The 25,506-nt window shown below is 59.0% G+C and carries 25 protein-coding genes; 15 read left to right on the forward strand and 10 right to left on the reverse strand.

Annotation, left to right across the window (positions count from 1 at the left end; translation table 11 throughout):
* Nucleotides 1–29: 29 nt before the first annotated feature.
* The gene (locus tag QZR14_RS08245) at nucleotides 30–1,367 is read right to left on the reverse strand and encodes an MFS transporter (protein ID WP_095125472.1); all 1,338 of its coding nucleotides are present in this window, start codon (nucleotides 1,365–1,367) and stop codon (nucleotides 30–32) included.
* A gap of 338 nt (nucleotides 1,368–1,705) precedes the next feature.
* Here QZR14_RS08245 and quiC point away from each other — a divergent pair, with 338 nt between their 5' ends.
* Both quiC and QZR14_RS08255 read left to right on the forward strand, forming a co-directional pair.
* Nucleotides 1,706–3,607 (forward strand): 3-dehydroshikimate dehydratase QuiC, encoded by a 1,902-nt coding sequence (gene quiC, locus QZR14_RS08250; RefSeq protein WP_311996300.1) that lies wholly within the window; start codon nucleotides 1,706–1,708, stop codon nucleotides 3,605–3,607.
* A gap of 102 nt (nucleotides 3,608–3,709) precedes the next feature.
* Nucleotides 3,710–4,387 carry a TetR/AcrR family transcriptional regulator gene (locus QZR14_RS08255; RefSeq protein WP_250607191.1) on the forward strand — a complete coding sequence of 226 codons (678 nt, stop codon included), beginning with the start codon at nucleotides 3,710–3,712 and terminating at the stop codon, nucleotides 4,385–4,387.
* Between the two features lie 104 nt (nucleotides 4,388–4,491).
* On the opposite strand, the gene QZR14_RS08260 is transcribed toward QZR14_RS08255, so the two are convergent.
* Nucleotides 4,492–5,346, reverse strand: a complete 855-nt coding sequence (locus tag QZR14_RS08260; protein ID WP_311996301.1) for a shikimate dehydrogenase — start codon at nucleotides 5,344–5,346, stop codon at nucleotides 4,492–4,494.
* Between the two features lie 5 nt (nucleotides 5,347–5,351).
* Nucleotides 5,352–5,792 carry a type II 3-dehydroquinate dehydratase gene (gene aroQ, locus QZR14_RS08265; protein WP_102899935.1) on the reverse strand — a complete coding sequence of 147 codons (441 nt, stop codon included), beginning with the start codon at nucleotides 5,790–5,792 and terminating at the stop codon, nucleotides 5,352–5,354.
* Between the two features lie 330 nt (nucleotides 5,793–6,122).
* Here aroQ and QZR14_RS08270 point away from each other — a divergent pair, with 330 nt between their 5' ends.
* Complete coding sequence (locus tag QZR14_RS08270; protein WP_311996302.1) at nucleotides 6,123–6,551, forward strand: DUF4160 domain-containing protein; 429 nt, start codon at nucleotides 6,123–6,125, stop codon at nucleotides 6,549–6,551.
* Nucleotides 6,548–6,994: a DUF2442 domain-containing protein gene (locus QZR14_RS08275; RefSeq protein ID WP_250607188.1), complete on the forward strand. Its 447-nt coding sequence runs from the start codon at nucleotides 6,548–6,550 to the stop codon at nucleotides 6,992–6,994. The genes QZR14_RS08270 and QZR14_RS08275 overlap by 4 nt, the downstream gene beginning before the upstream one ends.
* A 55-nt stretch (nucleotides 6,995–7,049) precedes the next feature.
* Here QZR14_RS08275 and trmA read toward each other — a convergent pair whose 3' ends face one another.
* Complete coding sequence (gene trmA, locus QZR14_RS08280) at nucleotides 7,050–8,129, reverse strand: tRNA (uridine(54)-C5)-methyltransferase TrmA (protein ID WP_250607187.1); 1,080 nt, start codon at nucleotides 8,127–8,129, stop codon at nucleotides 7,050–7,052.
* Nucleotides 8,126–9,421 carry an NCS2 family permease gene (locus QZR14_RS08285; protein WP_250607186.1) on the reverse strand — a complete coding sequence of 432 codons (1,296 nt, stop codon included), beginning with the start codon at nucleotides 9,419–9,421 and terminating at the stop codon, nucleotides 8,126–8,128. Before QZR14_RS08285 ends, trmA begins: the two co-directional genes overlap by 4 nt.
* A 222-nt stretch (nucleotides 9,422–9,643) precedes the next feature.
* Between QZR14_RS08285 and QZR14_RS08290 the strand changes: the two genes are divergently transcribed.
* The gene (locus QZR14_RS08290; protein WP_250607185.1) at nucleotides 9,644–10,093 is read left to right on the forward strand and encodes a DUF4879 domain-containing protein; all 450 of its coding nucleotides are present in this window, start codon (nucleotides 9,644–9,646) and stop codon (nucleotides 10,091–10,093) included.
* Nucleotides 10,094–10,160: 67 nt separating this feature from the next.
* Complete coding sequence (locus tag QZR14_RS08295) at nucleotides 10,161–10,706, forward strand: DJ-1 family glyoxalase III (protein ID WP_311996303.1); 546 nt, start codon at nucleotides 10,161–10,163, stop codon at nucleotides 10,704–10,706.
* 12 nt (nucleotides 10,707–10,718) lie between these two features.
* Here QZR14_RS08295 and QZR14_RS08300 read toward each other — a convergent pair whose 3' ends face one another.
* Entirely contained in the window at nucleotides 10,719–11,957 is a 1,239-nt protein-coding gene (locus tag QZR14_RS08300; protein ID WP_311996304.1) for an MFS transporter, read from the reverse strand.
* A 406-nt stretch (nucleotides 11,958–12,363) separates the two neighbouring features.
* Between QZR14_RS08300 and QZR14_RS08305 the strand changes: the two genes are divergently transcribed.
* The 3 genes from QZR14_RS08305 to QZR14_RS08315 all read left to right on the forward strand — a co-directional run bounded on the left by QZR14_RS08305 (nucleotide 12,364) and on the right by QZR14_RS08315 (nucleotide 15,053).
* Nucleotides 12,364–13,812: a cytochrome ubiquinol oxidase subunit I gene (locus QZR14_RS08305; RefSeq protein WP_250607182.1), complete on the forward strand. Its 1,449-nt coding sequence runs from the start codon at nucleotides 12,364–12,366 to the stop codon at nucleotides 13,810–13,812.
* A gap of 3 nt (nucleotides 13,813–13,815) precedes the next feature.
* On the forward strand, nucleotides 13,816–14,823 hold the full coding sequence (gene cydB / locus QZR14_RS08310) for a cytochrome d ubiquinol oxidase subunit II (RefSeq protein WP_250607181.1): 1,008 nt from the start codon (nucleotides 13,816–13,818) through the stop codon (nucleotides 14,821–14,823).
* A 62-nt stretch (nucleotides 14,824–14,885) separates the two neighbouring features.
* Entirely contained in the window at nucleotides 14,886–15,053 is a 168-nt protein-coding gene (locus tag QZR14_RS08315) for a DUF2474 domain-containing protein (RefSeq protein ID WP_007909751.1), read from the forward strand.
* A gap of 72 nt (nucleotides 15,054–15,125) precedes the next feature.
* Here the strand turns inward: QZR14_RS08315 and QZR14_RS08320 are convergent, their stop codons facing one another.
* Nucleotides 15,126–16,250 carry a methyltransferase gene (locus QZR14_RS08320; RefSeq protein ID WP_250607180.1) on the reverse strand — a complete coding sequence of 375 codons (1,125 nt, stop codon included), beginning with the start codon at nucleotides 16,248–16,250 and terminating at the stop codon, nucleotides 15,126–15,128.
* 177 nt (nucleotides 16,251–16,427) lie between these two features.
* On the reverse strand, nucleotides 16,428–17,141 hold the full coding sequence (locus tag QZR14_RS08325; RefSeq protein ID WP_311996305.1) for an autoinducer binding domain-containing protein: 714 nt from the start codon (nucleotides 17,139–17,141) through the stop codon (nucleotides 16,428–16,430).
* Nucleotides 17,142–17,457: 316 nt separating this feature from the next.
* Here QZR14_RS08325 and QZR14_RS08330 point away from each other — a divergent pair, with 316 nt between their 5' ends.
* Entirely contained in the window at nucleotides 17,458–18,234 is a 777-nt protein-coding gene (locus QZR14_RS08330; RefSeq protein WP_311996306.1) for a ferredoxin--NADP reductase, read from the forward strand.
* A 46-nt stretch (nucleotides 18,235–18,280) separates the two neighbouring features.
* Here the strand turns inward: QZR14_RS08330 and mscL are convergent, their stop codons facing one another.
* Nucleotides 18,281–18,694, reverse strand: a complete 414-nt coding sequence (gene mscL, locus QZR14_RS08335) for a large-conductance mechanosensitive channel protein MscL (RefSeq protein WP_250607178.1) — start codon at nucleotides 18,692–18,694, stop codon at nucleotides 18,281–18,283.
* A gap of 285 nt (nucleotides 18,695–18,979) precedes the next feature.
* On the opposite strand from mscL, the gene katB reads away from it, so the two are divergent.
* From katB to radA, 3 genes are read left to right on the forward strand one after another with little or no spacing between them, the layout of a single operon-like run.
* Complete coding sequence (gene katB / locus QZR14_RS08340; RefSeq protein ID WP_250607177.1) at nucleotides 18,980–20,521, forward strand: catalase KatB; 1,542 nt, start codon at nucleotides 18,980–18,982, stop codon at nucleotides 20,519–20,521.
* 59 nt (nucleotides 20,522–20,580) lie between these two features.
* Complete coding sequence (locus QZR14_RS08345; protein ID WP_250607176.1) at nucleotides 20,581–21,126, forward strand: ankyrin repeat domain-containing protein; 546 nt, start codon at nucleotides 20,581–20,583, stop codon at nucleotides 21,124–21,126.
* Nucleotides 21,127–21,171: 45 nt separating this feature from the next.
* Entirely contained in the window at nucleotides 21,172–22,539 is a 1,368-nt protein-coding gene (gene radA / locus QZR14_RS08350) for a DNA repair protein RadA (RefSeq protein WP_095181861.1), read from the forward strand.
* A 118-nt stretch (nucleotides 22,540–22,657) separates the two neighbouring features.
* Here radA and QZR14_RS08355 read toward each other — a convergent pair whose 3' ends face one another.
* On the reverse strand, nucleotides 22,658–23,026 hold the full coding sequence (locus tag QZR14_RS08355) for a PilZ domain-containing protein (RefSeq protein ID WP_250607175.1): 369 nt from the start codon (nucleotides 23,024–23,026) through the stop codon (nucleotides 22,658–22,660).
* 159 nt (nucleotides 23,027–23,185) lie between these two features.
* Between QZR14_RS08355 and QZR14_RS08360 the strand changes: the two genes are divergently transcribed.
* A complete protein-coding gene (locus QZR14_RS08360) occupies nucleotides 23,186–25,252 on the forward strand; it encodes a carbon starvation CstA family protein (RefSeq protein WP_311996307.1) in 2,067 nt (688 codons plus the stop codon).
* A gap of 15 nt (nucleotides 25,253–25,267) precedes the next feature.
* On the forward strand, nucleotides 25,268–25,465 hold the full coding sequence (locus tag QZR14_RS08365; protein WP_003228401.1) for a YbdD/YjiX family protein: 198 nt from the start codon (nucleotides 25,268–25,270) through the stop codon (nucleotides 25,463–25,465).
* Nucleotides 25,466–25,506: the final 41 nt, after the last annotated feature.

Here is a 25,506-nt window from a genome sequence, read left to right on the forward strand (position 1 = left end):
CTCCTACGAGGGAGTGGTGTGTAGGCAGGTTACTCGGTGACGGTAGGAATCTTGCGCGGTGCCATGAAGTACATCCACGTCAGCGCAATGAAGTACATCGCCGGAATCAGGGTGAACAACACGGTGTAGTTGTTGTTGGTCACGGTGAGGATGTGGCCGACGATCTGGGTCATGAACATCCCGCCAATCGCTGCGCACATACCACCGAAACCGAACACCGTGCTCATCATGTGCTTGGGCGTGTAGTCCATCACCAGGCTCCAGATGTTCGCCGTCCACGCCTGATGCGCACCGATGGCCAGAGAAATCGCGGCCACCGCCACCCACAGGTTGGCAGAGCCGGCGGCCATGATCACGCCGATGATGCAGCAGGCAAACAGGAACATCGACAGCAGCCGCGCCTTGATCGAATTCATCCCGCGACCGATCAGGAACGAAGACAGAATGCCGCCACCGACGCTGCCGAAGTCGGCCGTAACGTAGATGATGATCAACGGAATACCCATCTGGGTGACGTTGATGCCCAGGTTGTATTGCTGATTGAGAAACGGCGGCAGCCAGTACAGGTAGAACCAGAACACCGGCGCGGTCAGCGAGTAGGCGAGGGCGAAGGCCCAGGTGCCGCGCATTCGCAGGATTTTCGAGAACGGCACGCGGGCCTGTTCCGGTTCGACTTCTTGCTGGATGTAGTCCAGCTCGGACTGTTTCACGCTCGGGTGATCTTCCGGGTTGAAGTACTTCAAGCCCCAGAACAGCAACCAGATCCCGCCCAGCGCCGCCATGCACAGGAATGCCGCTTGCCAGCCCCAGACGTGCAGAACCAGTGGCAGCAGCATCGGCGTGAACATCGCACCGACGTTAGTGCCGGCGTTGAAGATGCCGGTGGCGACCGCACGTTCGCCGGCCGGGAACCACAGACGCGTGGTTTTCACGCAGGCCGGGTAGTTGGCCGCTTCAGTCAGACCGAGGATAAAGCGGCAGACCATAAAGCCAACGGCTGAGGTTGCCAGACCATGAGCGCCAGTAGCCAGGCTCCAGAGCAGCACGGCGCAGAAGAACACGCGCTTGACGCCGACCCGGTCGATCAAGCGACCTTGCAGGACGAAACCGATCGCGTAGCCGACCTGAAACCAGAAGTTGATGTTGGCGTAATCCATCGCCGTCCAGCTCATTTCCTTGGCGAGGATCGGCTGCATGACGCCGAGGGCGGCGCGGTCGATATAGTTCAGGGTAGTGGCGAAAAACACCAGCGCCAGCATGCCCCAACGGGTTTTGCCGACGGCCATGGCGCCGCGGATCTTGTCGCCAATGCCACCCGTGGCAGTGCTCATGGCCGGGGCCATGCGGGAAGTCTGTGAAGGAATCATGTGTTCCACCCGTTTTTGGATTTGTTATTTGGTGTGCTTGTTACTTGCACGCTGCGACCGGTGGTTCAGATCCGGACTCAATGTGCGGTCGATGTTGGGCAGTGGACGAAAAATCGTCAATTCGCCAAACCGCCATTGTGTTCGATAATCGCACGCAAAACTAACCGGGTAGTACACTTTAAATTGCTGCCACGATCGATGCAGCCAATAATTTCCCCCACTATAAAAATCATCCTGTGTAGGAGCTGCCGAAGGCTGCGATCTTTGCTTTTCAGGATCAAACGATCGCAGTCTTCGGCAGCTCCTATATTAAAGCGGCGCAGTCCGGGAGTTGAAACATGCAGCGTTCCATTGCCACCGTTTCCTTGAGCGGCACCCTGCCGGAAAAACTCGAAGCCATCGCCGCCGCCGGGTTCGACGGGGTGGAGATTTTCGAAAACGACCTCTTGTACTACGACGGCAGTCCGCGGGAAATTAAACAGATGTGCGCCGATCTCGGCATCGCCATCACCCTGTTTCAGCCGTTCCGTGATTTCGAAGGCTGCCGCCGTGATCGGCTGGCGCGCAATCTCGAGCGGGCCGAACGCAAGTTCGACCTGATGCAGGAACTGGGCACTGACCTGGTGCTGGTCTGCAGTAACGCCTCGGCCGACAGCGTCGGTGATCAGCAAATCCTCGTCGATGACCTGCGCCTGCTGGCCGAACATGCCGGCGCGCGCGGTTTGCGCATCGGTTACGAGGCGCTGGCCTGGGGCCGGCATGTGAACACGTATCAACAGGTCTGGGACATCGTGCGGCAGGCCGATCACCCGAGCCTGGGCGTGTTGCTCGACAGCTTTCATACCTTGTCGCTGAAGGGCGATCCGCGCGCAATCGCCGACATTCCCGGCGACAAGATCTTCTTCGTGCAAATGGCCGACGCGCCGATCCTGGCCATGGATGTGCTGGAGTGGAGCCGGCATTTCCGTTGCTTCCCGGGGCAGGGCGAATTCGATCTGCCGGGTTTCCTCGCGCCGATCATCCAGAGTGGCTACACCGGGCCGCTGTCGCTGGAAATCTTCAACGACGGTTTCCGCGCCGCGCCGCCACGGGCCAATGCTGCGGACGGTTTGCGCTCGCTGCTGTATCTGGAAGAAAAGACCCGTCAGCGCCTGGAGCAGGAAGTGGCGCCTGTGGCCAACCGCGAAATCCTGTTCGAAACACCGAAAGCCAGCGAGTACAACGGCATCGAGTTTCTCGAGTTTGCCGTCGACGAAGCACTCGGCGCCAAACTCAGTCATTGGCTCGAACGCCTCGGTTTCGTCAAGGCCGGGCAACATCGCTCCAAGAGCGTGAGCCTGTTGCGCCAGGGCGATATCAACCTGATTCTCAACTCCGAACCGTATTCATTCGCTCACAGCTTCTTCGAGGCTCACGGCCCGTCGCTGTGTGCCACGGCTGTGCGGGTCAAGGACAGCGCCAGTGCGTTAGCCCGCGCTGTCGCTTACAAAGGTCAGCCCTATCGTGGTCTGGTCGGCCCTAACGAACTGGAACTGGCAGCGGTGCGTGCGCCGGATGGCAGCCTGATTTATCTGGTGGATGAGGAGGCTGATGTCTACGGCACCGACTTCAATCTGTTGCCGGACGCTGCGGCCCGTGGCGGTTTGAAACGCATCGATCACATGGCCATGGCGTTGCCGGCCGACAGCCTCGACAGTTGGGTGCTGTTCTACAAGAGCCTGCTGGATTTCGAGGCGGATGACGAAGTGGTATTGCCTGACCCGTATGGTCTGGTGAAGAGCCGTGCCTTGCGTAGTCGCGACAGCTCGATCCGTTTGCCACTGAACATTTCCGAGAACCGCAATACCGCCATTTCCCACGCGCTGTCGAGTTATCGCGGTTCCGGTGTGCACCACATCGCCTTTGATTGTGACGACATCTTCGCCGAAGTCAGTCGCGCCAAAGAGGCCGGCGTGCCGCTGCTGGATATCCCGCTCAACTATTATGACGACCTCGCTGCGCGCTTCGATTTCGACGACGAGTTTCTCAGTGAGCTGGCGTATTACAACGTGCTCTACGACCGTGATGCCCAAGGCGGTGAGCTGTTTCACGTCTACACCGAACCGTTCGAAGGGCGCTTCTTCTTCGAGATCATCCAGCGCAAGAACGGCTATGCCGGCTACGGCGCGGCGAACGTTGCGGTGCGTCTGGCGGCGATGGCCAAATCACGCAGCGGCGCCGTGCGCCAGGCGAAGTTGTAGGAAATTCGTAAACGCGGGATCAAACACGGGCCGCGTGACTTCCTTCACTGTGCAGCGCAGCCCATAATCGCCAACCTGTGCAGTGATGGCCGTGAGCCCGCAATGACAATAAATCCAGAACTTTCCGCAGCTCCTGTCGTATCCGCTGTAGAGCCGCGCAAGAGTCGCAAGAACAACCCGGAAAAGACCCGCGAGAACATTTTGCAGGAGGCGATCGTCGAGTTCGTCCAGCAAGGTTTGTCGGGTGCCCGCGTCGACGCAATTGCCGAGCGTATCCATACCTCCAAACGCATGATCTATTACTACTTCGGCAGTAAGGAGCAGTTGTACGTCGAGGTCCTGGAGAAGCTTTACGGCGATATCCGCAGCACCGAAAACCGTTTGCACCTGGCGGAGTTGCCGCCGGTGGAGGCGATTCGGCGATTGGTCGAGTTCACCTTCGATCACCACGACCGCAACGTCGATTTCGTGCGCATCGTCAGCATCGAAAACATCCACAACGCCGAATTCGTTAAGCGTTCCGACGCGATCAAGGCGATGAACAACACCATCCTCGATTCACTCGGCGAGATTCTGCGTCGTGGTGCTGCTGAGGGTGTTTTCCGTGCGGGGCTGGATGCGCTGGATGTGCATTTGTTGATCAGTTCGTTCTGTTTCTACCGCGTGTCGAACCGGCACACGTTTGGCGAGATCTTTCAGATCGATCTGCCGGATGAAAGCATCAAGCAGCGGCATCGCGAGATGATTTGCGAGTCGGTGTTGCGTTATCTGCAGGCCTGACACCGTCCATGTGGGAGCGAGCCTGCTCGCGAAAGCGGTGTGTCAGTCAGTAAGTATGTTGACTGAAGGTACGCCTTCGCGAGCAGGCTCGCTCCCACAGGTTTTTAGCCATTCATGCTTTGAAAATGCGCGAGCATCCGCTGCGCATCCGGCGCCACGCCGCTGAACAATTCAAACGCCTTCACCGCCTGAAACACCGCCATATTGCCGCCATCCAGCGTCCGGCAACCCAGCGCTCTCGCATTGCGCAGCAGCTCGGTTTCCAGCGGGAAATACACAATCTCCGCCACCCACAACTCCTTGCGCAACAGCTCGACCGGCACCGGCATGCCCGGCAGTTTGGCCATGCCCATCGGCGTAGTGTTGACCAGGCCGTCGGCCTGATTCAGCGTGCCCGGCAGATCCCGCCCGGCCGCCGCGCGACCCGAGCCAAAATGCTGATTGAGATTGTTCGCAAGGCTCTCGGCGCGCTCACGATCGACATCGAAAATGCTCAGTTGCTGTACGCCTTCGCTCAACAACGCGTGGGCCACTGCTGCGCCTGCGCCACCAGCGCCCATCTGGACTACGCGTGCACGGGCAGCGTCCTTCAGCCCCCGGCGAAAACCCTCGGCGAAACCAAGGCAGTCGGTGTTATGGCCGACACGTTTACCGTCCTTCAACACCACCGTATTGACCGCGCCGATACCCTTGGCTTCTGGCGACAATTCATCGAGCAGCGGGATGATGGCCTGCTTGCACGGAAACGTGATGTTCAGCCCGGTGTAATTCATCCGCTCGGCCGCCAGCAGCAGATCGGGCAGGGCGGTGCTGTCAATTTTCAGCTGATCGAGATCGATCAATCGATACAGATAGCGCATGCCTTGCGCATCACCTTCGTGCTCATGCAGTGCCGGCGTGCGCGAGGCCTGAATGCCAGCGCCGATCAGTCCGGCGAGTATTACGTTAGAGCGAGACATGCGCGTTACCCCTTTAGCCGCTGGCTGAAATGTTCCAGTGCCAAGCGATAGCCATGGCTGCCAAAGCCGCACATCACTGCCGTGGCTATGGCCGAGACGAACGAGTGATGGCGGAACGGCTCGCGGGCGTGGACGTTGGACAGGTGCACTTCGATCACCGGCAACTCACTGGCCACCAGTGCGTCGCGAATCGCCACCGATGTGTGGGTCCACGCGGCCGGATTGATCACGATTCCGGCGCAACGGCCCCGGGCCGCGTGAATCCAGTCGAGCAGTTCGCCCTCGTGATTGGTCTGGCGAAATTCCACGGCCAGGCCGAACTCTTCTGCCGCGCGACCGCATAACGCCGAGATATCCGCCAGGGTTTCGTGACCGTAAGTCGCCGGCTCGCGAGTGCCGAGCAGGTTCAGGTTCGGGCCGTTGAGCACCAGAACGATAGGGGGCATGAGGGGTAACTCCACTTATTGTTTTTGGCTTTGGCCGAGTGTTTCAGCCTGTGGAGATAAAATGTACCAGATGGTTACATCGGTCAATTGAAGTGCTTGAGCCCAGGTTTTTTGTGTTCGGTAATCGAACGCAAGCCATTTCATACTGAATGTTGTTCGAGTCGTAACGACAGCTTTGCTTACGTTTTCTCTTGGAGATTCACCGACTCCTGACCCATGCCGGCGCTAGCCTGAGAGTGGAGAGGAGTAGCGCGTGCTGTGCAGCTCCGGTCGTCGGATTTGAAAGGATTATCGAATCCTGAAATTTATTAACCTAACGGATGGGTTAGCATGAAGGTATGCAGCTACAAGGGATTGTCGATACGCGTAATGTTGCGGGATGAGCACTGCCCACCTCACGTTCATGTGAATGCGGGCGTCTGGAATGCGCGATTCCAGTTCAGCTTCTGGCACAACGACATTGATCTGTGGGATGTCGTGCCGCTGTCTCGTCTACCGCCGATGGCCGTGCTGGAGGGCTTGTGTCGATCACTCGGACATCCTGTTCATCTGCGTCGCGCACGTGGGATCTGGTGGTCAGGCTTGCAAACCGTCTGTCTCGACAATCAGGTGTGGGACTGCGAATCAAACGAGGTTCCCGTGATGAAAGCGGTTACCGATACGACCTACAGGATCGCTGCGGCGCGCTATGAGCCAGAAGAGAGCAAGGTGCTTCTGACATTGGTCGGCAAACTGGAAGGAGTTGAAATCCACTTATGAAAGTCATCAAGGTAAAGCCGTCCGTACATCGCCCACTGACGGAAGAAATGCTCGATGCAGCGATAGAGCGTGGTGAAGCACGACAGGCCAGCAGTTTGCAGGCGGTTTCTGTGCGCGTCGAAAAATCTTCTCTGGTCATCCGTTTTGAGGACGGCAGTGGTGTGTTGCTACCGGTGAACCAGTATCCAGAGTTCGACGGGTTTGATGCGGGCGATTACGAGGAGCTGACCGTCGGTTTCGCAGGCACTGCGCTGTGCCACGAGGGCAAAGACCTCGACGTTTCCATTGCCGGGATGATTTCAGCAAGCCCGTCACTCATGAGGATGGCCGCGTCGGTGGTTGCATCGCGTAACGGTCGTCAGAGCAGTGCTGCAAAGTCCGCCGCGGCACGGGCCAACGGCAAAAAGGGCGGTCGCCCACGCAAGGCCGATCCCGCGCTGTAAGCGCCCACAAAAAAGCCGTCAATCACGACGGCTTTTTCGTATCCGGCATCGGCAATCAACGGCGTGTCAGCAGCACACCCGATTCCATGTGATGCGTCCACGGGAACTGGTCGAACAACGCGCATTTGGTGATTCGGTGGGTGTCGTGCAACTGGGCGATGTTCGCCGCCAGGGTTTCCGGGTTGCAGGAGATGTACAGGATGTTATCGAAGCGGCGGGTCAGCTCGCAGGTGTCCGGGTCCATGCCGGCGCGTGGCGGGTCGACGAAGACGCTGCCGAATTCGTAGCTCTTCAGGTCGATACCCTGCAGGCGACGGAACGGGCGCACGTCGTTAAGCGCTTCGGTCAGTTCTTCGGCGGACAAACGCACCAGCGTGACGTTATCCACAGCGTTTTCGCTGAGGTTGCTCAGGGCGGCGTTGACCGAGGTCTTGCTGATTTCGGTGGCCAGCACTTTGCGCACGCGTGTCGCGAGCGGCAGGGTGAAGTTGCCGTTGCCGCAATACAGCTCCAGCAAATCATCGCTGCGATCGCCCAGTGCTTCGTACGCCCAGTTGAGCATCTTCTGGTTCACCGTGCCGTTAGGCTGGGTGAACGCGCCTTCCGGTTGGCGATAGCTGAAGGTGCGGCCGCCGACCTCAAGTTTCTCGACCACGTAATCGAGGCCCAGCACTTCGCGTTTGCCCTTCGAGCGACCAATGATGCTGACACCGAGATCCGCCGATAGCTTCGTGGCTGCCGCGTGCCAGTGCGCGTCCAGCGGGCGGTGATAGCACAAGGTAATCATCGCATCGCCGGACAGCGTGGTCAGGAACTCCACCTGAAACAGCTTGTGGCTCAGCGCCGAACTGGCCTGCCATGCCGCCTTCAGCTGCGGCATCAATTGATTGATGCGCAGGCTGGCGATCGGGAACTCTTCGATGAGGATCGGCGTGCGTTTGTCGTCCTGGGAGAACATCGCGTAATGCCGCTCACCGCCCTCGCGCCACAGGCGGAATTCGGCGCGCAGACGGAAGTTCTGCAGCGGCGAGTCGAACACGGTCGGCTCGGGGGCATCGAACGGCGCCAGCAGATCACGCAAGCGCGTGACCTTGGCTTCAAGTTGCTCGGCGTAAGCCTGGGAATCGAAAGTCATGCGTTGAACCAACCCAACTTGATCACGAACAGAATCGACAGAATCACCAGCGCCGGGTTCAGCTCACGAGCGCGGCCGGACAGCAACTTGATCACGGTCCAGGCGATGAAGCCGAACGCGATGCCGTTGGCGATCGAGTAAGTGAACGGCATGGCCAGCGCGGTGACCACGACCGGCGCGGCGACGGTGATGTCGTCCCAGTCTATTTCCGCCAGGCCCGACGTCATCAACACGGCGACGAACAGCAGTGCCGGTGCCGTGGCGAAGGCCGGAACGCTGGACGCCAGTGGCGAGAAGAACAGCGCCAGCAGGAACAGGATCGCCACAACGATGGCCGTCAGACCGGTACGGCCGCCCGCACTCACGCCAGCGGCGGATTCGATGTAACTGGTGGTAGTCGACGTGCCGAGCAACGAACCGGCCATGGCCGCGGTGCTGTCGGCGATCAGCGCACGACCCATTTTCGGCATGTGGCCGTCCTTGCCCATCAGGCCGGCGCGCTTGGCGACGCCGATCAGGGTGCCGGAGTTGTCGAACAGGTCAACGAACAGGAAAGCGAAGATCACGCTGACCAGACCGATGTCCAGCGCGCCTTTGATGTCCAGTTGCATGAAAGTCGGGGCCAGTGATGGAGGCATCGAGGTCACGCCGCCGAACGGGGTGAAGCCCATGGCGATGGAGATGATGGTCACCGCCAGAATGCCGATCAGCACCGCGCCGCGCACTTTCAGCGCTTCGAGGGCAACGATCAAGGCAAAACCGAGGGTGGCAAGAATCGGTGCTGGCTGTTTCAGGTCACCGAGGCCAACCATGGTCGCCGGATTGCTGACCACGATACCGGCGTTGTGCAGGGCGATCAGCGCCAGGAACAAACCAATACCGGCAGCAATCGCCGAACGCAGTGGCAGCGGAATGCTGTTGATGATCCATTCACGGATGCGGAAGATCGACAGCAGGAAGAAGCACACCGCCGAGATGAACACCGCGCCCAGCGCCACTTGCCAGGTGTGGCCCATGTGCAGGACCACGGTGTAAGTGAAGAAGGCGTTCAGACCCATGCCCGGAGCGAGGGCAATCGGGTAGTTGGCGATCAGGCCCATGATCGTCGAACCGATCGCGGCGGCCAGACAGGTGGCGACGAACACCGCACCTTTGTCCATGCCGGTCTCGCCGAGAATGCTCGGGTTGACGAACAGAATGTAGGCCATGGCCAGGAAGGTCGTGATGCCCGCGAGAATCTCGGTGCGCACGTTGGTGTTGTGTGCCTTGAGTTGAAACAGCCTTTCCAGCATGTCTGCTCCCCGTGGCGCGCGTGGCGCCGTGAATGTATCGACCTCAACAGCAAAGCACAGACCGTCGCAAGCGCCTGGAAAATTGTGGTGGGCCGGAAAAAGCCGCGCATCATACCAGCAGCGTGAGGAATATGGCGGTTGTTGGTGTCGATCGTCGGCGAAGTTTTGCGTTGAAGCCAACTGCGCCATACTGCGCGCTGATTTTTTCGGGGCGGGAAGTGCATGAGCAGGTGCTGGATGAAGGTTTCGGGTTTGATTGCAGCGTTGCTGGCCGTGGCTCCGGTAGCGCTGGCGGCCTCGGCGCAGCCGTTGACCCAAGTGAAGGTGATCAAGGTGCAATCGCCGGCCTGTGGCCTGGAAGACATCGGTGATGGCCAGACGCAGACCCAATGCAATCACAACGGGCCGAGCATCAAGGTCTATGTGCTGGAAGTCGGATACGGTCAGAGCCAGCCGCATGCCACCCTGGATGGTTTCGAGGTGAACGGCACCCGAGCGCCGGTCTGTGCCTTTGATAATGGCAACCTGACCGAGTGCACCCCGGGGCGCAGTACCGTCGGGTCTCTTTATACCTTCGATCTGGCGGGCAAGCAGGAAGGCACCTTCAGCTTCAGCAACACCTCGATCAACGCGCCACGCAACACGATGTCGACCCAGCTTTACATCAAGTAACGGCTGTCTGCGAACAGGGCCGGACAAAGCTGTCTACGCTTGGAAGATCACCCAGCGGATAACGCCCATGACCTTTAGAGTCCTGATTACCCTCGCCGAGGGCATCGATGATCTGCAAAGCGTGACCCTGATCGACGTGCTGCGCAGGGCCGGCATCGAAGTGGTGGCCGCCAGTATTGAAGGGCGACGCATGCTCACCTGCGCGCGTGGCACGCGCCTGACCGCCGACGGCATGCTGGTCGATGTGCTGGCGCAAACCTTCGACCTGATCGTCCTGCCCGGCGGCGCCGTCGGCTCACAACACCTGGCGGCGCATCAACCGTTGCAACAGTTGGTCAAGGATCAGGCCAGCGCCGGACGCCTGTTCGCCGCCATCGCCGAATCCCCGGCCGTCGCCCTGCAAACCTTCGGCGTGTTGCGCCAACGGCGCATGACCTGTTTGCCCGGCACCAGTCATCAACTGTCGGGCTGTACATTTGTTGATCAACCGGTGGTGGTCGACGGCAACTGCGTCACCGCCCAAGGCTCCAGCGCTGCGCTGGAATTTGCCTTGACGCTGGTCGAGCAACTGGGCGGCAAGGCCTTGCGGGCGAAAGTGGCGGGGGAGTTGTAGGTCTGGATCGCTTCAGACCTTTGCCTCTTCCGCCGGCAGATGCATCCGGTCCCGGTTCGCCAGTGTCGGAAACAACTTGATCCACGTCCCAGTCACCACCAGCGTGCCGATGCCACCCATGACCACCGCTGGCACGGTGCCGAACCAGTGGGCGGTGAGGCCGGATTCGAATTCGCCGAGCTGATTCGAAGCACCGATAAACAGGCCGTTCACCGCGCTGACCCGGCCGCGCATTTCGTCCGGGGTTTCCAGTTGTACGAAGGAGGCGCGGATCACCATGCTGATCATGTCCGCCGCGCCGAGCACCACCAATACTGCCAGCGAGAACCAGAACGAGGTCGACAGGCCGAAGGCGATGGTCGCAACGCCGAATACACCGACCGCCGTGAACATCACCCGGCCAACATTGCGCTCCACGGCAAATCGCGCGAGAAACAGCGACATCCCCAGTGCGCCGACCGCCGGAGCCGAACGCAGCAAGCCGAGGCCCCATGGCCCGGTCAGCAGGATGTCTTTGGCGAATACCGGCAGCAGCGCCGTGGCCCCGCCGAGCAGTACCGCAAACAAATCCAGCGAAATAGCGCCGAGAATGTCCGGGCGACTGCGAATGAAGCGAATTCCCGCCAGCAATGAATCCAGTGTCGCTTTGCCTTTGTTCAGCGGCGTTTGCCGTGCGGGCAGGTTGAGCATCAAGGTACAGGCAATGACATACAGCAGCACGGTCGGGCCATACACCCAGACGCTGCCGAACGCGTAGAGCAAGCCGCCCAGCGCCGGGGCGACGATGGTGGCCGACTGTTGCGCCGACTGTGCCGCTGCCACTGCCCGCGGGAATAGCGCGCTGGGCACGATGCTCGGCAGCAGTGCCTGGGTGGTCGGCATCTCGAACGAACGCGCCGCGCCGAGCAGGAAGGCGAGGATGAAGATCATCTCGCGGGTGACGTGATCGGTGGCGCTGCCGATGGCCAGCGCCAGGGCGATCAATGCCTGCAACGACTGACAGATCGCCGCAACTTTGCGCCGGTCGTAACGATCAGCGACATGCCCGGTGTGCAATATGAACAGCACACGCGGGGCGAATTCGACCAGCCCGACCAGACCCAGATCGAGGACGTTGCCGGTCAATTGGTAGAGGTTCCAGCCAATTGCCACGGTGAGCATCTGAAAGCCGCTGGCGGTAAAAATCCGCGCGAACCAGAAAGCAAGAAACGGACGATGGTGACGTAACAGCAGGGGCTCTTGGCTGGGCATCTGAAGGCAGGTCTGGCTCGAGGGGAATGGCGAGGTTATCACCAGTCTGTAACAGGAAGTTGCTATGAAAAAAAATTTAGTTAGCCAGACATCTATTTCGCCCGTTGCCTGACTGCGTGTGGCGAGGGGATGCATGGCAAAGGGTTGCTGCTGCAGTGAGGCAACTTGTCACGCGGCAAACGACCACGCAGTTCTTCGTCGGAAATGGGACTACTCTTTCAACGTTGCTTGATCCAGATCAAGACCCTCCCGGGCCATGCTCTGGTGGCCCGTTGGCCAGACTCCCCGCGTTGCGATGGTTGTTTAAAAAGAACGAATCAGAATTCGCCGCACTCCATATCCGTGGGGGCAGTAGGCGCAGGGGCCAAAAGCCCCACAGCCGGTTTTACCTGACAGAGGAAGACTTATGTTCGGTTTAGAGGCACTCGATCTCGCCCGAATTCAGTTCGCGTTCACCATCTCGTTCCACATCCTGTTCCCGGCCATCACCATCGGCCTGGCGAGTTACCTCGCGGTACTCGAAGGCTTGTGGCTGAAAACCCGTAACGACACCTACCGTGACCTCTACCATTTCTGGTCGAAGATCTTTGCCGTCAACTTCGGCATGGGCGTGGTCTCCGGGCTGGTCATGGCCTACCAGTTCGGCACCAACTGGAGCCGGTTCTCGGATTTCGCCGGCGCCGTCACCGGGCCGTTGCTGACCTATGAAGTGCTCACGGCGTTTTTCCTCGAGGCCGGTTTCCTCGGTGTGATGCTGTTTGGCTGGAACAAGGTCGGACGCGGACTGCACTTCTTTTCCACTGTCATGGTGGCGATCGGTACGCTGATTTCGACGTTCTGGATTCTCGCTTCCAACAGCTGGATGCAGACCCCGCAAGGCTTCGAGATCGTCAACGGTCAAGTCATCCCCACCGACTGGCTGGCGATCATCTTCAACCCTTCATTCCCGTATCGCCTGATGCACATGGCGACGGCAGCGTTCGTCGCCACGGCGTTCTTCGTCGGTTCTTCGGCGGCCTGGCACTTGCTGCGCGGCAAGGACAACCCGGCGATCCGCACCATGCTGTCGATGGCGATGTGGATGGCGTTGATCGTCGCACCGATCCAGGCCGTCATCGGCGACTTCCATGGTCTCAACACCCTCAAGCATCAGCCGGCGAAAATCGCCGCGATCGAAGGTCACTGGGAAAACAAAGGCGACGAAGCGACGCCGCTGATCCTGTTCGGCTGGCCGGACATGAAAGAAGAGAAAACCAAATTCGCCGTGGAGATTCCGTACCTCGGCAGCCTGATCCTGACTCACTCGCTGGACAAACAGGTTCCGGCGCTCAAGGAATTCCCGCCGGAAGACCGGCCGAATTCGACCATTGTGTTCTGGTCGTTCCGGATCATGGTCGGCCTCGGTTTCCTGATGATCTTCACCGGTTTGTGGAGCCTGTGGCTGCGTAAACGCGACTCGCTGTACACCTCGCGACCTTTCCTGTACCTGGCGTTGTGGATGGGGCCGTCCGGTCTGATCGCGATTCTCGCGGGCTGGTTCACTACGGAAATCGGTCGTCAGCCGTGGGTGGTTTACGGCTTGATGCGCACCGCAGATGCGTCTTCCAACCACAGCTTCATGCAGATGAGCATCACGCTGATCATGTTTGTGGTGGTGTATTTCGCCCTGTTCGGCGCTGGTCTCGGCTACATGATGCGCCTGGTGCGCAAGGGGCCGAAGATCAGCGAAGGCGCCGAGACGCCGGACGGTGGTCCAGGCAAGAAACGCACACCTGCGCGTCCGTTGTCCGCTGCCGACGATACGGCTGATGCCGATCACGGCGACGATGACATTCGCCTGACCAAGGAGATTTGAGCCATGGGTATTGATCTTCCGCTGATCTGGGCCGTGATCATCATCTTCGGCATCATGATGTACGTGGTCATGGACGGCTTCGATCTGGGTATCGGGATTCTTTTCCCGTTCATCCCGGGCAAAGTCGACCGTGACGTGATGATGAACACCGTCGCCCCGGTCTGGGACGGCAACGAAACCTGGCTGGTGCTGGGCGGCGCAGCGTTGTTCGGCGCCTTCCCGCTGGCTTATTCGGTGGTGTTGTCGGCGCTGTACCTGCCGCTGATCTTCATGCTCATCGGTTTGATCTTCCGTGGCGTGGCCTTCGAGTTCCGTTTCAAGGCCAAGGACGACAAGCGTCATCTGTGGGACAAAGCCTTTATCGGCGGCTCGGTGGCGGCGACGTTCTTCCAGGGCGTGGCGCTCGGAGCATTCATCGACGGCCTGCCGGTGGTCAATCGGCAGTTTGCCGGTGGCTCACTGGACTGGCTGACACCATTCACGATGTTCTGCGGCGCCGCATTGGTGGTTGCCTATGCTTTGCTCGGCTGCACCTGGCTGATCATGAAAACCGAGGGCAAGCTGCAGGAGCAGATGCATGACCTGGCACGGCCATTGGCTTTCGTCCTGCTGGCCGTGATCGGTATTGTCAGTATCTGGACGCCGATGGCTCATCCGGATATTGCAACTCGCTGGTTCAGCATGCCAAACCTGTTCTGGTTCATGCCGGTGCCGATTCTGGTGCTGGTGACGATGTACGGACTGATCCGCGCCGTGGCGCGCAACGCCAACTACATGCCGTTCCTGCTGACCCTAGTGCTGATCTTCCTCGGCTACAGCGGCCTGGGCATCAGCCTGTGGCCGAACATTGTGCCGCCGTCGATCTCGATCTGGGACGCCGCCGCACCGCCGCAAAGTCAGGGGTTCATGCTGGTGGGTACGCTGTTCATCATTCCGTTCATCCTGGGTTACACCTTCTGGAGCTACTACGTGTTCCGCGGCAAGGTCACCCATGAAGACGGTTATCACTAAGCACAACCCTGCTCGCGATGGCGTCGGCAGCGGCGCCATCAATGTTGAAGAGGTTTAACAAAATGCCCGGCAAACATTCCCTGCACGATATTGAAGAAGCCGAAAAAAAACCGCTGTGGCAGCGGCTCGGTTGGTTGGCCTTGATCTGGGTCGGCAGCGTCGGTGTGCTGTTTATCGCTGCCAGCCTGATGCGCATGTTCATGAACGCCGCAGGCCTGACCACACACTGAATCATCCCGTCCCGGCGCCTTCGGGTACGGTTTTGCAACCCTCCTCACGGAGGGTTTTTTTTGCCTTGAGATCTACTTGCGCGCTTTGAGGATGACGAATTTCGGCGTGGCGGCCACTTGTTCCACGCCGCGGAACAACCGCGCCAGTTTGCTGTGGTAACCCAGATGGCGGTTGCCGACGATATACAGCGCGCCACCCACCACCAGCGCTTCGCGCGCCTGCTGGAACATGCGCCAGGCGAGGAAGTCGCCCACTACCTGCTGCTGATGGAACGGCGGATTGCACAGCACCACCTCCAGTGATTGCGCTTCCTGTCCGGCCAGGCCGTCGCCGGCTCGCACGATCACTTCACGATCGCCCAGCGCTGCGCGCCAGTTTTCGCGAGCCGATTGCACCGCCATGAACGACTCGTCGACCAGCGTGTAGTGCGCATCAGGGTTTTGCAGAGCACTCGCGATTGCCAGTACACCATTACCACAGCCCAGATCGGCGACTCGGGCGCTGCCCAGATTTTTCGGCAGATGCGGCAGGAAGGCTCGCGTGCCGATATCCAGGCCTTCGCGACAGAATACGTTGGCGTGGTTGAGCAACTCGATCGATGGCTCGTCGAGGCGATAGCGTGACGGGTAGGGCGAGACTGTCGGGGCTTTTGCTTCAGGCGTGGCGATCAACAAGCGAGCCTTTTTCACCGCCAGCGAGGCTTGCACCGGGCCAATGTAGCGCTCAAGCAGATCACCGGCGGCGCGTGGCAGGTGTTTGACCATGGCCGCTGCGACGACTTCGGCGCCGGGAGCGAGTTGTCCCTGCAAGCGAATCAGTTGTTCTTCCAGCAGTGCGAGGGTTTTCGGCACGCGGATCAGCACCCGGTCGAACGGTCCGACCAATGGCTCGCTGGCGGGAATCCCGCGAACAGCGTCAAACGCCTGACCATTGCGCAGCAGGTTTTTTTCCAGGCCCTGGAAACCCAGAAACGAGTCACCGCTGCTACTGACCCTGACCTTGCCCGACAAACTGGCAGCCAAGGCACCAAAGCTGTCGTTGAGCACCAATACTCGCGTGTCCGCCGCCGGTTGTTGCGCCGCCAGATGGTTGAGCAGGTATTCGTCAGCGGCATCGAAGGCTTGCAGCGGTTCGTTCTGCTGTTCGGGCTGGCGGATCAGGTCGAGTTGGGCAAACGGCGTATCAAGCAGAGGCATGGGGCGGGAACTCAGGGTAATCAACGGGGTGTTCCACAGCCCTGACATTGCGCTGCGGCACCGCCCGAGTGTAATGCAACGCCGAACGTTCAGGTCATCACTCAGGAGGGGCGCGAATGGTACGTTTTTTTCTACGTTATTACCTGCACGTTTTATAGGGGACGCAAGACTGTTTGATTAGATGATGCCGGCTCTGGCGGCCGCGATGACAGCGGAAATCTTGTTGCAGACGTTGAGCTTCTCGATGACGTTCTGCACGTGGTAGTTCACGGTGCGTTCGCTCAGGCTGAGGATTTTCGAGATCTCATAGGCGGTCTTGCCGCCGGCTGACAATTGCAGAACCTCCAGTTCGCGTGGCGACAGATGTGGTTGGCGGGGCTTGAGAGACTGGGGCGGCAATGTCCGGGCAAACAGTTCACTCAGGTGACTGGTGGCGTAGAACATATAGCCAAAATGTTCATACAACTCCAGGGGACTGATGGGGCAGTGCTTGCGCGCCAGGCTGATGATGCTGCACAAACCGCTTTGCTCATGGTGGAACGACTGTGACCAGCCATGTTGCAGTCCATGTTGCTGCAAACCCTGCCATAGCTGAGGTGTTTGCGCGAATACGGATTGGCTCCAGACAATGGGCATCATTGAGTGATTGCAGTGTGCTATTAGTGGGTCGATTTTACCGTAGTTTTTTTGGTCATATTGCGTACTCCATTCTTTCGGGTAGTTATTGATTTGCAAGGTATCAAGGTGTAATTTCCGATGGGGTGAAGTCACCGAAACGGCGCAATAATTAAAGCCCAGGTTTTCAGCAAACCTCAACAGAATCGGATAAGCAGCATCAATTCCCTTAGCGAAGGTGAGTTGCTTTAACTGCGACTCCTTCCACGTTTCCATACTGAATCTCCATTGCTATTGCGGGGTGCAGAATGGATCCAAAAGATCCGGCACGGAAAGAAGTGTAGGACGTTTCGTACAATGAGCATTAAATTTTTTCGATATCGATCGTGGGAATGTTTTTATAAAAGGTTCTTAGCGAATGATGGCTTTAGTATTCAGATCGTCATCCTAAATTTCAGTTTTACATTCAAGTTTTCTTGATGAGTTGAATTTCTATTCATGTCGCTAAATAGCTGAATGCCATTACTCATCGTCGGTGTTTAAGGGAGACAATATGCGCGACACTGAGGGCAATCGTTCAATGGAGTGCCCCATGACCGCCAGCGCCGAGAAATACACCACGCAGACGTTGCTTGATGTTCAACCCTTGACCCCAAGCCTGTTCACCTTGCGGACCACCCGGGACGCAGGTTTTCGTTTCCGCGCCGGGCAGTTCGCCAGGCTCGGTGTGACCAGGTCCGATGGCAGCATTGTGTGGCGCGCTTATTCGATGGTGTCGTCGCCTTTTGACGAGTTCCTCGAGTTCTTTTCCATCGTCGTACCGGGCGGGGAATTTACCAGTGAGCTGAGCCGATTGCAGGTCGGCGACACCTTGTTGGTGGATCGCCAGGCTTTCGGCTATCTGACGCTTGACCGCTTCGTCGATGGCCGCGATTTATGGCTGTTATCCACAGGCACCGGGGTGGCGCCTTTTCTGTCGATTCTGCAGGACTTCGAAGTCTGGGAAAAATTCGAGCGCATCATTCTGGTGTACAGCGTGCGCGAAGCGCGGGAGTTGGCCTATCAAGAGTTGATTGCCGGACTCACGCAGCGTGACTACCTCAGCGAGCATGCGCACAAGTTGCAGTTCATCGCGACGGTGACGCGTGAAGCGCATCCTGGCGCACTGCATGGGCGCATCACCACCCTGATTGAAAATGGTGAGCTGGAGCGCGCAGCCGGTGTGGAACTGTCAGCGCAACACTCGCGCGTCATGCTGTGCGGTAATCCACAGATGATCGATGACGCGCGCGCGCTGCTGAAAAAACGCCACATGAGCCTCAGCCTGTCCCGCCGGCCCGGTCAGGTGGCCGTGGAAAACTACTGGTAAACAAACGGCGCCTCGAAGGCGCCGTTGTTTCTATCGTGCACAGCGTTCAGGGCCGGGTGTTCTGGGCCTTGAGCAAGTCGCGGATCTCGCCCAGCAACTCTTCTTCCTTGGTCGGCACCGGTGGCAGGGTAGGGGCCACGGCCTCTTCGCGTTTGAGGCGGTTGATTGCTTTGACACCCATGAAAATGGCGAAAGCGACAATGATGAAGTCGAGTACGGTCTGCAGGAATTTGCCGTAGGCCAGTACCACCGCAGGGCTGTCTCCCACTGCGGCCTTGAGCGTGACGGCCAGATCACTGAAGTCTACCCCCCCGATCAACAGGCCGATTGGCGGCATGATGACGTCCCCGACAAACGACGAAACAATCTTGCCGAAGGCAGCACCTATGATGATACCGACGGCCATGTCGACCACATTGCCTTTGACCGCGAAGGCCTTGAACTCGCTTAGCACGCCCATAGTTATTTCCTTGTTACAGATGAGTTTGGTGTACGCAGTGTAAATCAGCAAAACGCGTCCTGCGCGAAACACCTTCTTACAATGCCCGTTTTTATCGACACATCAATCGACGATTAGTTTGCAAAGTGCCAGCAGTCGCGCGCGAAATATACGGTAACTCGCTGATCGGAAAGCCAATTTTCTCAATCATGGCGTTACGTTCTTTCTATTTATGTTCGACGCCGCAGGCCTCTAGCCTTGGGTTGGCGCACCTGGATGCGCCCAAAAAAACCAGAGGATCCTGATATGAACTCCGCACTTGGACTGGGGGCTTTTCCCCGTCGTCGCACCCTCGGCGTACTCACCGCCAGCCTGTTGACCTTCTCCGTAAACGCCGCGCCGCTGACCCGCGATAACGGTGCAGCGGTCGGCGACAATCAGAACTCGCAGACCGCCGGTGCCAGCGGCCCGGTGCTGCTGCAGGATGTGCAATTGATTCAGAAGTTGCAGCGCTTTGACCGTGAACGCATTCCCGAGCGTGTGGTTCACGCCCGCGGCACCGGCGCCCATGGCACCTTCACGGTGACCAACGATCTCAGCGACCTGAGCAAGGCCAAGGTGTTCGCCGCCGGCCAGACAACGCCGGTATTCGTGCGTTTCTCTGCGGTGGTGCACGGCAATCACTCACCGGAAACCCTGCGTGATCCGCGAGGTTTCGCCACCAAGTTCTACACCGCCGACGGCAACTGGGATCTGGTCGGTAACAATTTCCCAACCTTTTTCATCCGCGACGCGATCAAGTTTCCCGACATGGTGCACGCGTTCAAACCGGATCCGCGGACAAACCTTGATGACGATTCTCGCCGATTCGACTTCTTCTCCCACGTACCGGAGGCTACCCGAACGTTGACCGAGTTGTATTCGAACTCGGGTACGCCGGCCAGTTATCGAGAAATGGACGGTAACGGTGTCCATGCTTACAAGTTGATTAACGCCAAGGGCGAAGTTCATTACGTCAAGTTTCACTGGAAGAGCTTGCAGGGGCTTAATAACCTCACGCCAAAACAAGTCGCGAAAGTTCAGGGTCAAGATTACAGTCATATGACCAATGATCTGGTGAGCAATATCAATAAAGGCAACTTCCCGAAATGGGACTTGTACATTCAAGTGCTGAAACCACAAGATTTGTCCAAGTTTGATTTCGATCCATTAGATGCCACCAAGATCTGGCCAGGTATTCCTGAGCGAAAAGTTGGACAAATGGTATTGAACCGTAATCCGGCAAATGTATTCCAGGAAACCGAACAAGTGGCCATGGCACCGGCCAATGTTGTTCCGGGTATCGAACCCTCCGAAGACCGTTTGTTGCAAGGCCGAGTGTTTTCTTATGCCGATACGCAAATGTATCGCCTGGGTGCCAATGCCCTGCAATTGCCGATCAATGCGCCGAAAGTTGCCGTGAACAATGGCAACCAGGATGGCGCGATGAACTTCGGCGCCAGCAACAGTGGTGTGAACTACCAGCCAAGCCGACTGCAACCCCGTGACGAGACGCCAGGCGCGCGTTACAGCCAGTTGGCGCTGTCGGGCAGCACGCAGCAGGCGAAGATCCAGCGTGAGCAGAACTTCAAGCAGGCCGGTGATCTGTATCGCTCGTTCAGCAAGAAGGAACGCCGGGACCTGATCGACAGCTTCGGCGGCTCGCTGGCGACCACCGATGACGAGAGCAAGCACATCATCCTGTCCTTCCTTTATAAGGCCGATCCGGAATACGGCACTGGCGTCACGGAAGTGGCCAAGGGCGACCTGAGCCGGGTCAAGGCGCTGGCAGCGAAACTGGTCGACTGACACCGATGTAGCGCACGCGGGGCCTGAGTCAGGCCCCGTTCCGTTAAAGGAGAATGCTGATGCGAACCTGTCTTTTACTCTTGGCCGGTTGCCTGTCGTTCGCGGCATGGGCGGCACCGGTCGAGCAGAGTCCCGCTGCGATCAAAGCCCAGCTACAGGACTACTACTTCGATGCGGCCCGACGTGGTGATGTGCCGATGCTCGACACGTTCATCGAGTCCGGCTATTCCCTCGACACCCGCGACAGCAAGGGTTACACCGCGCTGATTCTGGCGGCCTATCACGGTCAGGCCCCGGCCGTGGAGCGGTTACTTGCTGCTGGCGCCGATGCCTGTGCCCAGGATCAACGCGGCAACACCGCGCTGATGGGGGCGATTTTCAAAGGTGAAGTACAGATCGCCCGGCGCCTGATGGCTACCGATTGCAGCCCTGATCAGCGCAATGGCGCCGGGCAGACGGCAGCCATGTACGCCGGATTGTTCAAGCGCCTGGAATTGCTCGATGCGCTGAAAACCAAGGGCGCGGACCTGAATGCCGAAGATCCGTTGGGTAATAGCGCCACGCGTCTGGCCAGTGGCGAAATCCGTAGTGCGGCGCCGCGCTGATCGTCGGCACGTGCGTTATCATCGCGGTTTTTATCGGGGGTTCTGATGGCCAAGGCCAAGCGCATGTACGGCTGCACCGAGTGCGGCGCAACCTTTCCCAAGTGGGCGGGCCAGTGCGGCGAGTGCGGCGCCTGGAACACCCTGACCGAGACCATGATCGAAAGCGGCGGTGCCACGGCACCGACCGGGCGTACCGGCTGGGCCGGGCAACAGGCGCAGATCAAGACGTTGGCCGAAGTCAGCATCGAAGAGATTCCGCGCTTTTCCACCGCGTCCGGTGAACTGGACCGGGTCCTCGGCGGTGGTCTGGTCGACGGCTCGGTGGTGCTGATCGGCGGCGATCCGGGCATCGGCAAGTCGACGATCCTGTTGCAGACCCTGTGCAACCTCGCCAAAAGCATGCCCGCCCTGTACGTCACCGGTGAAGAATCCCAGCAACAAGTAGCGATGCGCGCCCGGCGTCTCGGACTGCCGCAGGATCAACTGCGGGTAATGACCGAAACCTGCATCGAAACCATCATCGCCACCGCCCGTCAGGAAAAACCCAAGGTGATGGTGATCGACTCGATCCAGACGATCTTCACCGAACAACTGCAATCGGCCCCCGGCGGCGTTTCCCAGGTACGTGAGAGCGCGGCGCTGCTGGTGCGATATGCCAAGCAGAGCGGCACGGCGATTTTCCTCGTCGGCCACGTTACCAAGGAAGGCGCGTTGGCCGGTCCCCGTGTTCTCGAACACATGGTCGACACCGTGCTGTATTTCGAAGGTGAGTCCGATGGCCGTTTGCGCTTGCTGCGCGCGGTGAAAAACCGTTTCGGCGCGGTCAACGAGTTGGGCGTGTTCGGCATGACCGACAAGGGTTTGAAAGAAGTCTCCAATCCTTCGGCGATATTTCTGACTCGTGCGCAGGAAGAAGTCCCGGGTAGCGTGGTCATGGCCACATGGGAAGGCACGCGGCCGATGCTGGTGGAAGTGCAGGCGCTGGTCGATGACAGTCATCTGGCCAATCCGCGGCGGGTGACGTTGGGGCTGGATCAGAACCGTTTGGCGATGTTGTTGGCGGTTTTGCATCGCCACGGTGGCATTCCGACTCACGATCAGGATGTGTTCCTCAACGTGGTCGGCGGGGTGAAGGTGTTGGAGACGGCATCGGATCTGGCGTTGATGGCGGCGGTCATGTCGAGCCTGCGCAACCGGCCGTTGCCGCATGATCTGTTGGTGTTCGGTGAGGTCGGGCTGTCGGGTGAAGTGCGTCCGGTGCCGAGCGGGCAGGAGCGTTTGAAGGAAGCGGCCAAGCATGGCTTCAAGCGGGCGATCGTGCCTAAAGGCAATGCGCCGAAGGAATCCCCTGCGGGTTTGCAGATCATCGCCGTGACCCGCCTCGAACAGGCGCTCGACGCATTGTTTGAGTGAACGCCGAACTTGTGGGAGCGAGCCTGCTCGCGAAGGGGCCGTGTCAGTCGGCATCATTGCTCAATGACACACCGTCTTCGCGAGCAGGCTCGCTCCCACAGGAGATTTGTAGTGATGGCTAGATTTCGATCAAGGCACCCAGTTCGCGTTCCAGTTCGGCCTCATCCGCCAGATTCAACTCGATCAACCGTCGCAAGCGCTGGATCGATTCCAGGCTGATATGCCGGCAGACAAACCCCAACTGGCCGTTTTCCTCATGGGCCAAGTGCACATCCATCTCGATATCGACGTCATCGCTCAGATGAATGTCAACGAAGAAATCCTGTTCGCGATCCCCCAGCCACGGCTCCGGTCGCTCGATCAGCAGTCCCTTGAGCGACAGATCGATCAGCTTGACCGGCCAGATGAATTGGCCCTGACTCAGCTCGGTTCTGGCATCGAACGCAATACGTTTGAAACGACGTCGGTTGGCGGAGTGGTCGCTCATGGCGCAATCCTCTTGAAGGTTCGCTGACTATAGACCGCGAATGCGGGCGCCAGCCAATCGCTAAAGCGTCTAGACCAACGTCGGGGTATGGCCTTTGGCGCCGTAAGCGCTAAACTCGGGGTGGCTGTCTTTCTTGTCCACCCTGGCTGGAATAATAAAATGAAAAATAATAATAGCCTGCTACGCCACTTACCCTGGCTAGTGCTGGCAATCGTAGGAGCGTGCGCCCTGGGCGTAGTGGCATTGCGCCGCGGCGAGGCGATCAACGCCTTGTGGATCGTGGTCGCAGCCGTGGCCATTTATCTGGTTGCGTACCGTTACTACAGCCTGTTCATCGCTAACAATGTGATGCAACTCGATCCGCGTCGGGCGACCCCCGCCGTGCTCAACAATGATGGTCTGGACTATGTGCCGACCAACAAACACATTCTTTTCGGTCACCACTTCGCCGCGATCGCGGGCGCCGGACCTCTGGTCGGCCCGGTATTGGCCGCGCAGATGGGCTACTTGCCCGGCACGCTCTGGCTGATTGCCGGTGTGGTGCTGGCAGGCGCGGTGCAGGACTTCATGGTGCTGTTCATGTCGACCCGGCGCAACGGCCGTTCCCTGGGCGATATGGTGCGTGAAGAAATGGGCCGCGTGCCTGGCACCATCGCCCTGTTCGGCTGCTTCCTGATCATGATCATCATCCTCGCGGTGCTGGCGCTGATCGTGGTTAAAGCGTTGGCCGAGAGCCCGTGGGGCATCTTCACCGTAATGGCGACCATCCCGATCGCGATGTTCATGGGCATTTACATGCGCTACATCCGCCCGGGCCGCATCGGCGAAATCTCCGTGGTCGGCGTGTTGCTGCTGCTCGGGTCGATCTGGCTCGGTGGGCAGATTGCTGCTGATCCGGTGTGGGCCAAGGCCTTCACCTTCACCGGCGTGCAGATTACCTGGATGCTGGTCGGTTACGGTTTTGTGGCTGCATCGCTACCGGTCTGGCTGATTCTGGCGCCGCGTGACTATCTGTCGACTTTCCTCAAGATCGGCACCATCGTCGCCTTGGCGATCGGCATTCTGGTGACCATGCCCGAGCTGAAAATGCCGGCACTGACCCAGTTCGTCGACGGCACCGGCCCGGTGTGGAAGGGCGGTCTGTTCCCGTTCCTTTTCATCACCATCGCTTGCGGTGCGGTTTCCGGTTTCCACGCACTGATTTCTTCGGGCACCACGCCGAAGCTTTTGGATAACGAAACCAACGCCCGCTACATCGGTTACGGCGGCATGTTGATGGAGTCGTTCGTCGCGATCATGGCGATGGTTGCCGCTTCGGTGATCGAGCCAGGCGTGTACTTCGCCATGAACAGCCCGGCCGCCGTGGTCGGCAGTGATGCCGCGTCAGTGGCGCAAATGGTCACGAGCTGGGGCTTCGCGATCACGCCGGAAGCACTGCAAGCCGTGGCCCACGACATCGGTGAAACCACCATCCTGGCCCGTGCCGGTGGTGCGCCGACCCTGGCGGTCGGTATCGCGCAGATCCTGCACAGTGTCCTGCCGGGTGAAAACACCATGGCGTTCTGGTACCACTTCGCGATCCTGTTCGAAGCGCTGTTCATCCTGACGGCTGTGGACGCCGGCACCCGTGCCGGGCGCTTCATGCTGCAGGACCTGCTCGGCTCCTTCGTTCCCGCGCTGAAACGCACCGAATCGTGGACCGCCAACCTGATTGCCACCGCCGGTTGTGTGGCGATGTGGGGCTGGTTGCTGTACCAGGGTGTGATCGATCCACTGGGCGGCATCAACACCCTGTGGCCACTGTTCGGTATCTCCAACCAGATGCTGGCCGGTATTGCGCTGATGCTCGGCACCGTGGTTCTGATCAAAATGAAGCGCCAGCGCTACATCTGGGTCACTCTGCTGCCCGCCACTTGGCTGCTGATCTGCACCACGACCGCCGGCTTCATCAAACTGTTCGATGCCAACCCGGCGATCGGCTTCCTGTCGCTGGCCAAGAAATACAGCGATGCGCTGGCCAATGGTCAGGTGCTGGCACCGGCAAAAAGCGTCGAGCAGATGCAGCACGTGATCTTCAACGCTTACACCAACGCAACGCTCACCGCGCTGTTCCTGTTCGTGGTCTTCAGCATCCTGTTCTATGCGCTCAAGGTCGGCATCGCCGCCTGGGGCAAAAAAGAGCGTACGGATAAAGAATCGCCATTCCAGGCCCTGCCGGATGCGTAACCAGAGGATTGCACCATGTTCAATGACCTGAGTCGCCTCGGTAAATACCTCGGTCAGGCTGCACGCCTGATGGTCGGCATGCCCGACTACGACACCTACGTCGAGCATATGCAAACCAAGCACCCGGACAAGCCGGTGATGAGCTACGAGATGTTCTTTCGCGAACGTCAGGAAGCCCGTTACGGTGGCAAGGGTGGGCCGAAGTGCTGTTGAGCTGACAGCGCAAGGTTGAGGTAATCCCTGTGGGAGCGAGC

Source organism: Pseudomonas sp. rhizo66 (assembly GCF_031931925.1).
GTDB lineage: Bacteria > Pseudomonadota > Gammaproteobacteria > Pseudomonadales > Pseudomonadaceae > Aquipseudomonas.

Bases quoted from the DNA above. Each gene is read 5' to 3' on its own strand.
- katB (WP_250607177.1), top strand. From the start codon at position 18,980: ATGAACTCCGCACTTGGACTGGGGGCTTTTCCCCGTCGTCGCACCCTC.
- QZR14_RS08260 (WP_311996301.1), bottom strand. From the start codon at position 5,346: ATGTCTCGCTCTAACGTAATACTCGCCGGACTGATCGGCGCTGGCATT.
- QZR14_RS08305 (WP_250607182.1), top strand. From the start codon at position 12,364: ATGTTCGGTTTAGAGGCACTCGATCTCGCCCGAATTCAGTTCGCGTTC.
- radA (WP_095181861.1), top strand. From the start codon at position 21,172: ATGGCCAAGGCCAAGCGCATGTACGGCTGCACCGAGTGCGGCGCAACC.
- QZR14_RS08355 (WP_250607175.1), bottom strand. From the start codon at position 23,026: ATGAGCGACCACTCCGCCAACCGACGTCGTTTCAAACGTATTGCGTTC.
- QZR14_RS08360 (WP_311996307.1), top strand. From the start codon at position 23,186: ATGAAAAATAATAATAGCCTGCTACGCCACTTACCCTGGCTAGTGCTG.
- QZR14_RS08345 (WP_250607176.1), top strand. From the start codon at position 20,581: ATGCGAACCTGTCTTTTACTCTTGGCCGGTTGCCTGTCGTTCGCGGCA.
- QZR14_RS08315 (WP_007909751.1), top strand. From the start codon at position 14,886: ATGCCCGGCAAACATTCCCTGCACGATATTGAAGAAGCCGAAAAAAAA.
- QZR14_RS08275 (WP_250607188.1), top strand. From the start codon at position 6,548: ATGAAAGTCATCAAGGTAAAGCCGTCCGTACATCGCCCACTGACGGAA.
- mscL (WP_250607178.1), bottom strand. From the start codon at position 18,694: ATGGGCGTGCTAAGCGAGTTCAAGGCCTTCGCGGTCAAAGGCAATGTG.
- QZR14_RS08365 (WP_003228401.1), top strand. From the start codon at position 25,268: ATGTTCAATGACCTGAGTCGCCTCGGTAAATACCTCGGTCAGGCTGCA.
- QZR14_RS08320 (WP_250607180.1), bottom strand. From the start codon at position 16,250: ATGCCTCTGCTTGATACGCCGTTTGCCCAACTCGACCTGATCCGCCAG.
- QZR14_RS08295 (WP_311996303.1), top strand. From the start codon at position 10,161: ATGACCTTTAGAGTCCTGATTACCCTCGCCGAGGGCATCGATGATCTG.
- quiC (WP_311996300.1), top strand. From the start codon at position 1,706: ATGCAGCGTTCCATTGCCACCGTTTCCTTGAGCGGCACCCTGCCGGAA.
- QZR14_RS08285 (WP_250607186.1), bottom strand. From the start codon at position 9,421: ATGCTGGAAAGGCTGTTTCAACTCAAGGCACACAACACCAACGTGCGC.
- QZR14_RS08270 (WP_311996302.1), top strand. From the start codon at position 6,123: ATGAAGGTATGCAGCTACAAGGGATTGTCGATACGCGTAATGTTGCGG.
- QZR14_RS08290 (WP_250607185.1), top strand. From the start codon at position 9,644: ATGAGCAGGTGCTGGATGAAGGTTTCGGGTTTGATTGCAGCGTTGCTG.
- QZR14_RS08300 (WP_311996304.1), bottom strand. From the start codon at position 11,957: ATGCCCAGCCAAGAGCCCCTGCTGTTACGTCACCATCGTCCGTTTCTT.
- QZR14_RS08330 (WP_311996306.1), top strand. From the start codon at position 17,458: ATGACCGCCAGCGCCGAGAAATACACCACGCAGACGTTGCTTGATGTT.
- QZR14_RS08325 (WP_311996305.1), bottom strand. From the start codon at position 17,141: ATGGAAACGTGGAAGGAGTCGCAGTTAAAGCAACTCACCTTCGCTAAG.
- QZR14_RS08245 (WP_095125472.1), bottom strand. From the start codon at position 1,367: ATGATTCCTTCACAGACTTCCCGCATGGCCCCGGCCATGAGCACTGCC.
- trmA (WP_250607187.1), bottom strand. From the start codon at position 8,129: ATGACTTTCGATTCCCAGGCTTACGCCGAGCAACTTGAAGCCAAGGTC.
- aroQ (WP_102899935.1), bottom strand. From the start codon at position 5,792: ATGCCCCCTATCGTTCTGGTGCTCAACGGCCCGAACCTGAACCTGCTC.
- cydB (WP_250607181.1), top strand. From the start codon at position 13,816: ATGGGTATTGATCTTCCGCTGATCTGGGCCGTGATCATCATCTTCGGC.
- QZR14_RS08255 (WP_250607191.1), top strand. From the start codon at position 3,710: ATGACAATAAATCCAGAACTTTCCGCAGCTCCTGTCGTATCCGCTGTA.